This window comes from Bradyrhizobium sp. 159, from assembly GCF_023073795.1.
Lineage (GTDB): Bacteria > Pseudomonadota > Alphaproteobacteria > Rhizobiales > Xanthobacteraceae > Bradyrhizobium.
Map to the genome: position 1 here is coordinate 52,436 of NZ_JADPKE010000055.1, position 12,010 is coordinate 64,445.

Consider the following 12,010-nt stretch of genomic DNA (forward strand, 5'->3'; position numbering starts at 1 on the left):
GTTATAGATCCAGCTCCCACGTCTCGCCGACCAGATCGGCACCGAAGCTGTGGTGCTTCTCTTCCTTCACGAGCTTGAAGCCTGCACTTTGATAGATGCTCCGCGCGGCCACGAGGATGCTCTGCGTCCACAGTGTCATCTTGCTATAGCCCCTCTCGCGCGCGCCTTGGATGCATTGTTCGACCAGCGCGCGGCCGACGCCGAGCCCTCGCGCCTTCTTCTCCACCTGCAACAGGCGCAGCTTGGCGATCTCATCGGTGGCCTTGACCAGAAAGATTGAGCCGACCGGCTCGCCACCCACCTCCGCGATCCAGCAGTGCTCGCGCGCGGCGTCGTAGTTCTTGATGAACTCTGCGCAGATCTCGGCGACCAGCGCCTCGTAGCTGATGTCCCAATTATAGTCCGCGGCATAGGCGGCGGCCTGCCGGGAGATGACCCAGCCCATGTCACCGACGCGATGGCTGCGCAGCATGAAAGGCGCGGGCTGGCTTCGACGTTGCTCCAGCACGGCCTCAATGGTCGCCATGGCCTGCGTAAGACGCGCTGCATCGCTGGCCGAAACCTGAGCCAGCATTGCGGCGACCTCATTTTGCGAGCTCAGGTTCAGCTTGGCGAAGGCCTGGCGCCCTTTGGCGGTGAGGCTGAGCTGGTATTGCCTGCGATCTGCGGGCAGGGGCTTTCGCGTGATCAGCCCCTTTTCGTCGAAGCTTTGTATGATGCGGCTGAGATAGCCGGGATCGAGACCAAGCTCGTTTCCGATCTCTTTGGCCGCCAGGTCGTCGCGATGCGCGAGTTCATAGAGTACCCGGGCCTCGCTGAGCGAAAATGGGCTTTTTCCAAGGTGCTGGTCGAGCACACCAAGCTTGCGGGTATAGAAGCGGTTGAAGGCGCGGACCGCTGCAATGTGGTCGTCGGTAGCGGCAATTGACATGGGTCACCTCGATACTTGCCATTGTCAAACAATTGTTTGACTTTGACAAGTATCGGGTGGCTTCAGCCGACCATGACGATCCGGCTGCGCAGCATGGTCCGGGACGAGCGGCCGAGCCGCCGGAGTAGCCGTGCCTCGGAACGGCGGGCCTGCGGCGAGTAGCCGCCGATCCGGTCGTAGTGATCACGTGCGATCAAAAGCCCCTGATCGCCGAGCGGCCCGACGAGCTTGCGCGCCACGGCGCGGAAAATGTCGCGGAGCCCGGTATCGGCGTAGGGCGAGCGCGCATAGCGAAACACCGCCGCGCGATCGCGGCCGCTGCTCGAGACGGCCTGGATGAACTGGGTGGTCTCCTCGATCCAGCCGGTTTCCAGCACCGCGCCGGCGGGGAGGAACATCAGCCATGGCGACCGGGCCTGGAGGGCGCCGGCGGCGCGCGCGGCGCCTTGCGAAGATCCCTCGAAGCCGATGAAGCGGCAACCTGCGACATCGGCGACGCGCTCGATGACACCGTTGCCGGTGCCATCGACCAGGAGCACTTCCCGGATGACGCCGGCCGCGGCGCCGGGGACGAGCGCGGCCAGCGTTGCGACTGCCGTCTGCTCGACGCCTTCGGTCGGAATGATGACGCTCAGCATGATTGAAGCTTTAATATCTGCACTTCGGAAGAAGCGTAGCTGTTCATGATGTTGTCATAAACACGTGGCGTTGCCGAGTGCAACTTTTCGGCGGGTTTCGGCATGCAATGGTAAACCCGCCACCGCCCAAATGTGTCGCGTGCGGGATGGTATTATTGTTGAATGTTTCGGCACAAGCTCATCCGGGCCGTATTAACCCGGAGCGATATTGCGCCGCGCAGGGCAGTTCGCAATCGTCCAGTTGAGGATCGGCTGCAACCAGCCGCCGAACGGGAAAGATGTGCGACTTGGGTGCCGATTGGGTGCTGACGGAGGCTTCGCATGAACGCCGATCAACTCGCTGTCAACACGACGGCAGCAACGCCGAAGCAGGACGCCGCGCCGACCCTGCGGGTTCGCGCCCTGATGCTGGGCGACCGCATCAATGCCTCCGGCCTCGAGATCGGCACACTGGTGTCCTCGACGCCGGCCGCCTTTCGCGTCCATGCCGGGCTTGTCGTGATCTTCCGCTATGGCGTCGTGGTGCTGATCGGACTTCTGCCCTCCGAGGAGAAGGTGCTGATCGACAGCCTGAAGCCGCGGGTGATCGGCGAGTTCAGTCCGTATGAGGAAGAGACCGCGCAGGCGCAGCTCTGCAAGGACGAAAATGCCGAGGCGATCCAGCCCGGCGGACCGATTTGCCTCGCCAAATTTTCCGACGACCGGCTACTCCTGATCGCGGATGCGCTCGCCAAGAGCACGTCGCTGGCCCGCGACGAGCGGCGCGTCGCCGCGGTCTTCGACGTGATCGAGCCGTTTGCGCGGGAGCTCGCCGAGCGCGGCCGTACACCGCGCCGGCGCAAAGGTATATTGCGGCTGATCGGCAACGCGCTTCTCGTCCAGCAGCGTGTCGCGGGCCGTGTTGCCGTCGCCGAAAAACCCGACGTGCTCTGGGAGAAGCCCGAGCTCGACCGGCTCTATGCCCGTCTTGAGGACGAGTATGAGCTGAAGGAGCGCCTCGACACACTCGAGCGCAAGCTCACGGCGGTGTCGGAGACCGCCAACGCGCTGACCGACATCATCGACACCCAGCGCTCGCTCCGCCTCGAAATTGCGGTGGTGGTGCTGATCGTGATCGAGGTCGCGATCGGGTGCTTCCAGATCTGGTCGGGGACGCATTAGAAATGAGAGCGAGATGCGCGTGACTGCGCCCTCTCATCTTGTGAGAGAGGGCAGCGCCGCTGGTCGGCACAGCTCACTTGCAAGCTCACTTGCAAACTCACTTGGGTGAGGGGTTCTCCCCACGCTCGCCGGTGCGTTGTGATGCGCTGCTTTACCGCATTCTTCGTCATTGCGAGCGAAGCGAAGCAATCCAGTGTCCCGCCGAAGAGCCAGTCTGGATTGCTTCGCTTCGCTCGCAACGACGGATTGACGGTCATCAAGGGCTAATCCGATGCGCCCTCTATTATCTGCAGCGCCGCCGCACAATGCCGCGCGATCGTGAGTTCCTCATTCGTTGGAATGATGAACACCTCAATAGCGCTATCGCCCCGGCTGATGCGCTCGCGCGCGGCATCATTCGCACCGGCATCGATCCGCATGCCGAGCCAGGCGAGGCGTTCACCAATTGCGAACCGGATTTCCTTCGCATGCTCGCCGATGCCGCCGGTGAAGATCAGGCAGTCCAACCCTCCAAGCGTAGTCGCCAGCATGACGATCTGCTGCGTCGCGCGGAGCACGAAGAGATCGACCGCCTCCCGCGCCGCGGCCTCGCTGCTCGCGAGCAGCGTGCGCATGTCCGCGGAGATGCCGGAGACGCCGAGCAGGCCTGACTCATGATAGAGCAAATGCTGAAGGTCGTCGGCCGGCATGTTCTCGTGCTGTTGCAGATAGAGCAGCACGCCGGGATCGATCGTGCCGCAGCGCGTGCCCATCACGAGGCCGTCGAGCGGCGTCAGCCCCATCGTGGTGTCGATGCTGCGGCCCTCGTGCAGCGCGCACAGGCTCGCGCCATTGCCGAGATGGGCGATGACGGTGCGCTTTGCGATGAGCTGCGGCGCGATTGCCGCGAGGCGGCCCGCGACATATTCGAAGGAGAGGCCGTGAAACCCGTAGCGCCGCACGCCGCGCTCCTCATAGCGCCTCGGAATGGCGAAGCGGCGCGCGGGCGGCGACAGGCTGTGGTGGAAGGCGGTATCGAAACAGGCGATCTGCGTCAGACCGGGGCGGGTCGCCTGGATGATGCGGATCGGCTCCAGGCAACGCGGCTGGTGCAGCGGGGCCAGCGGGGTCAGCGCCTCCAGCTTGGCATAGACGTCGTCCGTCAGCGCGACGGGTCCGGAGTAGTCCGGCCCGCCGTGGACGATGCGGTGGCCGATGGCGCGCAGGCGATGCTCGCCGAAATGCTGGTCTACGAAGGTCAGCACGTCGGCGAACAGATGACCGCTGTCCGTATCCGACGCGTCCCTTCGCGTCTCGAACAGCTTCTCGCCCGCCGGGCGCTTCACCACGAGGCGGGGCGTTGCTTCGTGCTCGCCGAGCAAGCCGTTGCAGAGCAGGCCGGGGCCGGACGCCGCCAACTCGAACAGCCCGAACTTGATGCTCGACGATCCGGAGTTGAGCACAAGGACAGTGTCCGACATGGCTTCAGTCGCCGGCTTCGGCTGGCGTGTTGCCGCCGGCGCTGTTCGGCCAGACCCACTCGCGGACCTCAGGCATGTCCTCGCCATGCTCGCGGACGTAGCGGGAATGTTCGATCAGCTTGTCGCGGAACTGTTGCTTGACCTGCGCAGCCCTGGTCGCAAGCCCCGGCACGCGCTCGATCGCCTCGATCGCGAGATGGTAGCGGTCGAGCCCGTTGAGCACGACCATGTCGAACGGCGTCGTCGTGGTGCCTTCCTCGGCAAATCCGCGCACATGCATGCCGGTATGATTGGTGCGGTTATAAGTCAGCCGGTGAATGAGATAAGGATAGCCGTGATAGGCGAAGATCACCGGCTTGTCCGATGTGAACAGGCTGTCGAAGTCGCGGTCGGAGAGGCCGTGCGGATGCTGCGCCCGAGGTTGCAGCGTCATGAGGTCGACGACGTTGACGACGCGGATCTTCAATTCGGGCAGCGCCTTGCGCAGCAGGTCGACGGCGGCGAGCGTCTCCAGTGTCGGCACGTCGCCGGCGCAGGCCATCACGACGTCGGGCTCTGCGTTTGCCTCCTCCGTGCCCGCCCAGGTCCAGATGCCGATGCCGGCGTCGCAATGCGTAGCCGCCTCCTGCATCGACAGCCATTGCGGCGCCGGCTGCTTGCCCGCGACGATGACGTTGATGCGGTTGTAGGTGCGCAGGCAATGATCGACGATCCACAACAGCGTGTTGGTATCAGGCGGGAAATAGATGCGGACGATGTCAGCCTTCTTGTTGGCGACGAGATCGACGAAACCAGGATCCTGATGGCTGAAGCCGTTGTGGTCCTGGCGCCAGACATGCGAGGTCAAGAGATAGTTGAGCGAGGCGATCGGGCGGCGCCATGGCAGATCGCGCGTCACCTTCAGCCATTTGGCGTGCTGGTTGAACATGGAATCGACGATGTGGATGAAGGCCTCGTAGCAGGAGAAGAAGCCGTGCCTGCCGGTGAGCAGATAGCCTTCGAGCCAGCCTTGACAGAGATGCTCGCTCAGGACCTCCATGACGCGGCCGTCCTGCGCGAGATGCACGTCGTAAGATTCGGTTGGCTCCATCCAGACGCGTTCGGTTGCCTCGAACACCGCGTCTAACCGGTTTGATGCCGTCTCGTCCGGGCCCATGATGCGGAAATTGCGCGCCTCGGCGTTGAGGCGAACGACGTCGCGCAGGAATTTGCCGAGCTCGCGTGTGGCTTCCGCCACGACACCGCCGGGCTGCGGTACCTCGACAGCGAAGCTGCGGAAGTCCGGCAGCTTCAGCTCCTTCTTCAACAGTCCGCCATTGGCATGCGGATTGGTCCCCATTCGCCGCTGGCCTTCGGGCGCGAGCGCCTGAAGCTCGGGAATCAGCGCCCCGCTGGGGTCGAACAACTTGTCCGGCTCATAGCTGCGCATCCAGTCTTCGAGCACCTTCAGATGCGCCGGATTCTCGCGGCAACTCGCAACGGGCACCTGATGCGCGCGCCAAAAACCTTCGACCTTCTTGCCGTCAACCTCCTTCGGGCCGGTCCAGCCCTTGGGGCTGCGCAGCACGATCATCGGCCAGCGCGGTCGCTCGACGCTTTTGCGCCCATCGCGGGCGTGCTGCTGGATCGAGCGGATGCTGACGAGCGCGACGTCGAGCGCATCCGCCATGGCCTGGTGCATCAATTTGGGATCGTCGCCTTCGACGAACAGCGGCTCATGGCCGAGCCCGCGGAAGAGGTCGCGGATCTCTTCGTTGCGCATCCGCCCGAGCACGGTGGGGTTGGCGATCTTGTAGCCGTTGAGGTGCAGGATCGGCAGCACCGCGCCGTCATGGGCCGGGTTCAAGAACTTGTTCGAGTGCCACGACGCCGCCAGCGGGCCAGTTTCGGCCTCGCCGTCGCCGACGACGCAGGCGACGATGAGGTCGGGATTGTCGAATGCCGCGCCATAGGCGTGCACCAGCGCATAGCCGAGCTCGCCGCCCTCGTGGATCGAGCCCGGCGTTTCCGGCGCCGCGTGGCTCGGAATGCCGCCGGGGAAGGAGAACTGCCTGAACAGCTTGCGCAATCCCTCAGTATCGCGCGCGATGTCGGGATAGATCTCGCTGTAGCTGCCTTCCAGATAGGTGTTGGCAACCATGCCCGGGCCGCCATGGCCGGGACCGCAGACGTAGATCACGTTGAGGTCGAGCGCACGGATGACGCGGTTGAGGTGAGCATAGATGAAGTTCAGGCCGGGCGTCGTGCCCCAATGGCCGAGCAGGCGCGGCTTGATGTGCTCGGGCCGTAGCGGTTCGCGCAACAGCGGATTGTCGAGGAGATAGATTTGCCCGACCGAGAGATAGTTGGCGGCACGCCAGTAGCGATCGAGGAGATCGAGTTCGCTGCTCGCGGCGCGCAATTGTCGTTGATTTGTCATGTTCTTGCCGACCTTCACCCAGCGATCGTCATCAACATTGTTCCGGCGCGATTGATCCCTTCGCCATGAAACGGGATCGCCGCCCCGCCGGTGTTTCGTGAGGTCAAGGGCGCGCGCCCGAAGTTTGGGCAGCGCTACTGTGCATGGGGTTGTTTTCGCGTTTTTGCTCTTGTTCTTGATTTGTTCTGGGCGCGTGCTATGTTGGGTTCATGAGTCGAGCATCTTCTCGTGCCCTCAAGCACCCGCCGGTTACGGCGCCCTCCGAGCCGGCGGGTGCGCCTTCTGATTTTCCTGTCGATTTTCCCGAGCTTGGCGTCGCCATCGATCGCGCACGCAGGCGAGGGCGGGGCGCCCAGTCCAACGCCAGCGGCCGTTACGAGGCCGAGGCCCGCGTCGCCTTCGACGATGGCTGGCAGAGCCTGGAGGAACTGCCGCCGTTCAAGACCACGGTCGGGATCGACACCTCACGCAAGGTGATCACCCGCAACGATTCCCCCGACATCGGTTTCGACCGCTCGATCAACCCCTATCGCGGCTGCGAGCACGGCTGCGTCTATTGCTTCGCGCGGCCGACGCACGCCTATCTCGGCCTGTCTCCCGGGCTCGACTTCGAGTCCAAACTGTTTGCCAAGCCCGAGGCGGCGGCGCTGCTCGAGAAGGAACTCGCTGCCAGCGGCTACGAGCCGCGGATGATCGCGATCGGCACCAACACCGATCCCTATCAGCCGATCGAGCGCGAGCGAAAGATCATGCGAGGCATCCTAGAGGTGCTGGAGCGCGCCGGGCATCCCGTCGGCATCGTCACCAAATCGGTCCTGGTGGTGCGCGATATCGACATTCTCGCGCGGATGGCCAAGCGCAACCTCGCCAAGGTCGCGATCTCCGTCACCTCGCTCGATCCGAGGCTCGCGCGCACCATGGAGCCGCGGGCGGCGACGCCGCCGAAGCGACTGGAAGCGCTCAAGCAGCTCTCGGAGGCGGGCATTCCGACCACTGTGATGGTCGCGCCCGTGATCCCCGCGCTGAACGATTCCGAGATCGAGCGCATTCTTGATGCCGCAGCCCATGCCGGCGTCAAGGAAGCCTCCTACGTGCTGCTGCGGCTGCCGCTCGAGGTCCGCGATCTGTTTCGCGAATGGCTGATGGCGAACTATCCAGACCGCTACCGCCACGTCTTCACGCTGATCCGCGACATGCGCGGCGGCCGCGACTACGATGCGAAATGGGGCGAGCGGATGAAGGGGACCGGCCCGATGGCCTGGACCATCGGCCGTCGCTTCGAGATCGCCTGCGACAGGCTCGGCCTCAACAAGCGGCGCTCCAAGCTGACCACCGATCACTTCGCGCGGCCGAAGCGGAACGGCGATCAGCTCAGCCTGTTCTGATCGCGAAGTGGACGAGGCGTAACATGAGTGAGGAAACCACCGTGCCGGTGCCGCGGCTGACCGTAGTCACGCTCGGTGTCAGCAACATCCGCGCCAGCATTGCCTTTTACGAGGCGCTCGGTTTCTCGCGCCTGCTCAAGGCGACCGGTGAGGCGGTCGCATTCTACGACACCGGTGGTCCGGTGCTCGCCTTGTATCCCTGGGATCAGCTCGCCGCCGACGCCGGGTTGCCGGACAATCCAAGACCGCCGGCATTTCGCGGGATGACGCTCGCCTGGAACTGCCGGACGCGCGAGGAGGTCGATACGGTGCTGGCTTTCGCTGTCGACAAGGGTGCAGCGCTGCTGAAAGCGGCGCACGAGACTGATTACGGCGGCTATTCCGGCTATTTCACCGATCCCGATGGCCATCCTTGGGAGGTCGTGGTCGCACCCGGGATCGAGGTGGGCGAGGACCGACGGGTGCATTTGGCGGAATAGGGCGGCTCACCTGAATAACGGGAATTGTCTCGGGTTCCAGGTTGCGCTGGCGAAGCCGCTTGCGCACGATCCCCACCATGATTCGGGACAAGTCCGCCAAGAAGCTGGCCAAAGACACGCCAAAAAAAGACGGTGCGAAGAAGGCTGCGCCTGCCAACACGTTGGAAGGCAAGCCGCCGCAAGCCAAGTCGTCGGAAACTAAGGCGTCGGAGGTTCAGGCTTTAACCGGCAAAAGCGCCGGCCGGAAAGGCATCATTGCCGTGGCCCCGCCGAGCTTCCGTCGTGAGCGCGCGCTGATCAAGCGCGGCGTCTGGCCGGTCGCAGGCTGCGACGAGGCCGGTCGCGGACCGCTCGCCGGCCCCGTGGTGGCGGCGGCCGTGATCCTCGATCCCGACCGCATTCCCCGTGGCATCGATGATTCCAAGCGCCTGACCGCCGAAGAGCGCGAAAAACTGTTCGACAAGATCTGCGCCACCGCGCAGGTCTCGGTCGCCGTGGCTTCGCCCGCGCGGATCGACCGCGACAACATCCTGCGTGCTTCGCTATGGGCGCTGAAGCGCGCGGTGGTGGCGCTGCCCGAGGCGCCGCGCCACGTCTTCGTCGACGGCCGCGACCGGCTCGATACGGAATGCGACTGCGAGGCCGTGATCGGCGGTGACGGCATCGTGCTGTCAATCGCGGCCGCCTCCATCGTTGCCAAGGTGACGCGGGACCGGCTGATGTGCGCGCTGGCGCAGGACTGCCCCGGCTACGGCTTCGAGCAGCACAAGGGCTACGCTGTCCCCGAGCATCTCGACGCCCTGGATCGCCTCGGCCCCTCCATCCACCACCGCAGCTTCTTCGCCCCCGTCGCCGCCGCCCGCGCCAAGCACATGCCCTGGACCGTCGAGCCGGCGCAGGATCTGTTCTCTGTCGCGGAGGTCGAGGTGCAGGTGGAAGCCCAAATCGAGATCGACGCGTCTGCGAATCTCTAGGTGTTTCCTCCGCAGCCTCCCCCATCCGTCAAGCCCGGCATGACGACTTGCGGCGGTTGCCACGACGCGCAGCGCCCTTTATCAAAACAGGTGTGAGCGAACAGGGCCGGCTGGACGGGTTGGCTGCATCTTTCGGACGTTGCATGCGGTTTACCTCGCTGGTCATCGAGCTCATTCGCGCCCGGCCGCGGCTGATCGTGTGGATCGCCGTGCTGCTCCAGGCGGCGATGTGGCTGTTCGTGGCGCTGGTGTTCTACCGCAGCCCGCCCGGCAGTCTGGCGACGCTGCTGGCCTTCGGCCGCGAGTACCAGGTCGGCACCGATCTCGGCCCGCCGCTGCCTGTCTGGCTCGCCGACATGGCCTATCGCGCCGCCGGCGGTCACATGTTCGGCGTGTATGTCCTCGCTGAGCTCTGCGAGATCGCGACCTTCATCGCGCTCTTTCATCTGTCTCGTGCCGTCGTCGGCTCACAGCAGGCGGTGCTCGCCGTGCTGCTGACCATGACCGTGCTAGCCTTCTCCTCGTCCGCGCTCGACTTCGGACCCTTGGTGCTGGCACGGCCGCTCTGGGCGCTGCTGCTGCTGCACTCCTGGCAGATCATCGGCCAGCGCCGCGGCAATGCCTGGTTCGTCTGGTCGATCGAGGCCGGCCTGTTGTTGCTCACGACGCCCGCCGCGATCTTCCTCCTCCTCCTGATCGTCGTCTTCGCGATCTCGACGGCGGGAGGCCGCAGGACGCTGCGCGGGCTCGATCCGCTATTCGCGCTGATCGTCGTCGCCGTGCTGGCGCTGCCCTATGCGATTTGGCTGATGCGCGCCGAGACATTGACGATGCCGGTCTTGCCGCAAGTTTCGGAGCTCAACGCCCGCGTCCTGCACGCAGCCTGGCTGCTCGGCGGGCTCGCGCTTGGGGCGGCGGCGATTCCGGCGCTGACCTTCCTGAATACCGGGATGTTCGCCGGCAAGGGCGAGGAGCCGCCGATCATCTATCGCCCGCCGGTCGAGCCGCTCGCGAGCAACTTCGTCTATTTCTTCGCGCTGGCGCCGCCACTCGGCGCGGTGCTGATCTCCGGCCTGCTCGGGCTCGAATCCGTCGTCGGCGGCGCCGCCGTCATGCTGGTCATGTCCGGGCTTGCCGTGGTGGCCGCCGCAGGGGATCTCATCGCGATGCGCCGCGCGCGGATGCTGCGCATGGTCTGGGCCGCCGCAATCATCGCGCCCGCCATCGGCGTCGTGCTCGCCGTCCTGATCACGCCTTGGACCGGCACCGGCGAGATCGCGACCTCGATGCCGGCGCGCGCGATCTCGGATTTCTTCGACGAGAGCTTCGCCCGCCGCACCAATCATCGCCTGCGCGCGGTCGCCGGCGAGACCCAGCTTGCGAGCCTGATCGCGCTGCATTCCGGCCGGCCGCATCTCTTCATCGATGCCGATCCTGCGCGCACGCCGTGGATGAATCAGGCCAAGTTCAGCGAGACCGGCGGCGTCGTGGTCTGGCGCGCCTCCGACACCGCCGGCACCCCGCCGCCGGAGATCCTCAAACGATTTCCCAACATCGTCCCGGAAGTCCCGCGCGCCTTCGAATGGCTGGTAACCGGCCGCCAGCAGCTTTTGCGCATCGGCTGGGCCATCGTGCGGCCGAAGGGGACGTAGCGCTCTCTCCGTTGCAATGACGAAGGAGAGTGTCCCGTCCCTCACGACCCCGCCAGCACCTTCGCAACCGCGCGCAGATCCTGCCAAGCCAGCCGCTTGTAGGACGGCGAGCGCAGCAGGTACGCCGGGTGAAATGTCGGCAGCGCGCGGATGGTGCGCTGGCCGGTGTCGTAGTCGAACCAGCGGCCGCGGGTGCGCATGATGCCTTCGCGCGTTCCGAGCAGCGTCTGCGTCGAGGGATTGCCGAGCGTCACCAGCACATCCGGATTGACCAGTTCGATCTGACGCTGGATGAAGGGCAGGCAGATCTGCGTCTCCTGCGGCGTCGGCGTCCGATTGCCGGGCGGCCGCCAGGGAATGACGTTGGCGATATAGGCGGTGGTGCGGTTGAGCCCGATCGCGCCGATCATGAGATCGAGCAGCTTGCCGCTGCGCCCGACGAAGGGCAGTCCCTCGATGTCCTCGTCGCGCCCGGGCGCCTCACCGACGAACATGATGCGCGCCTTAGGATTGCCGTCGGCGAACACCAGCCGCGTCGCGGTGTGCTTCAGCGCGCAGCCCTCGAAGCTCTGCATCAGTTCGCGCAGTGCATCCAGCGTCGGCGCCGTGCGCGCGGCCTCGCGTGCCGAAGCAATCGCGACGTCGGGGGCAAGGGCTGCCTCGCCGCGCATTAGCGTCGGCGCGGCGACCGGCCGCGATGGCTCGACCGGCGGTGCCACGGGCGGAGCCGGTGGCGGGGCTTCTAATTCCGCCAGGCGGTCGATCGGTTCCTCGGCGAGCGCGCAGTCGACACCGGCCTCCAGATAGAAGGCGAGAAGCTCGCGGATGGTGGGTGCGGGTTCGGGGATCATGGGAAAGTCTGACTTTTATATCAGCTTGGGCGGTCTTGCACCCCGGCGAAACGTATTTCC

Annotated in this window: 10 protein-coding genes; 5 read left to right on the forward strand and 5 right to left on the reverse strand. The window is 65.2% G+C overall.

The features are described 5' to 3' along the window. Position 1 precedes the first annotated feature (1 nt). On the reverse strand, positions 2–931 hold the full coding sequence (locus tag IVA96_RS14940; protein WP_247279646.1) for a helix-turn-helix domain-containing GNAT family N-acetyltransferase: 930 nt from the start codon (positions 929–931) through the stop codon (positions 2–4). Positions 932–993: 62 nt separating this feature from the next. Beyond that, entirely contained in the window at positions 994–1,569 is a 576-nt protein-coding gene (locus IVA96_RS14945; RefSeq protein ID WP_247279647.1) for a glycosyl transferase, read from the reverse strand. Positions 1,570–1,890: 321 nt separating this feature from the next. On the opposite strand from IVA96_RS14945, the gene IVA96_RS14950 reads away from it, so the two are divergent. Next, positions 1,891–2,730: an RMD1 family protein gene (locus IVA96_RS14950; protein WP_247279648.1), complete on the forward strand. Its 840-nt coding sequence runs from the start codon at positions 1,891–1,893 to the stop codon at positions 2,728–2,730. Between the two features lie 263 nt (positions 2,731–2,993). Here the strand turns inward: IVA96_RS14950 and IVA96_RS14955 are convergent, their stop codons facing one another. After that, positions 2,994–4,190, reverse strand: a complete 1,197-nt coding sequence (locus tag IVA96_RS14955) for an acetate/propionate family kinase (protein ID WP_247418009.1) — start codon at positions 4,188–4,190, stop codon at positions 2,994–2,996. A 4-nt stretch (positions 4,191–4,194) separates the two neighbouring features. After that, positions 4,195–6,609, reverse strand: coding sequence for a phosphoketolase family protein (locus IVA96_RS14960; protein WP_247418011.1), 2,415 nt, complete (start codon positions 6,607–6,609; stop codon positions 4,195–4,197). 209 nt (positions 6,610–6,818) lie between these two features. Here IVA96_RS14960 and IVA96_RS14965 point away from each other — a divergent pair, with 209 nt between their 5' ends. From IVA96_RS14965 to IVA96_RS14980, 4 genes are all read left to right on the forward strand, one after another. Next, positions 6,819–7,994: a PA0069 family radical SAM protein gene (locus IVA96_RS14965; protein WP_247418018.1), complete on the forward strand. Its 1,176-nt coding sequence runs from the start codon at positions 6,819–6,821 to the stop codon at positions 7,992–7,994. A gap of 23 nt (positions 7,995–8,017) precedes the next feature. Further along, positions 8,018–8,473: a VOC family protein gene (locus tag IVA96_RS14970; RefSeq protein WP_247279652.1), complete on the forward strand. Its 456-nt coding sequence runs from the start codon at positions 8,018–8,020 to the stop codon at positions 8,471–8,473. A gap of 77 nt (positions 8,474–8,550) precedes the next feature. Continuing rightward, a complete protein-coding gene (locus IVA96_RS14975; RefSeq protein ID WP_247279653.1) occupies positions 8,551–9,447 on the forward strand; it encodes a ribonuclease HII in 897 nt (298 codons plus the stop codon). Positions 9,448–9,590: 143 nt separating this feature from the next. Beyond that, positions 9,591–11,099 carry a glycosyltransferase family 39 protein gene (locus IVA96_RS14980; protein WP_247418020.1) on the forward strand — a complete coding sequence of 503 codons (1,509 nt, stop codon included), beginning with the start codon at positions 9,591–9,593 and terminating at the stop codon, positions 11,097–11,099. 41 nt (positions 11,100–11,140) lie between these two features. Here the strand turns inward: IVA96_RS14980 and IVA96_RS14985 are convergent, their stop codons facing one another. Next, positions 11,141–11,950, reverse strand: coding sequence for a uracil-DNA glycosylase (locus IVA96_RS14985; protein ID WP_247279655.1), 810 nt, complete (start codon positions 11,948–11,950; stop codon positions 11,141–11,143). Positions 11,951–12,010 lie beyond the last annotated feature (60 nt).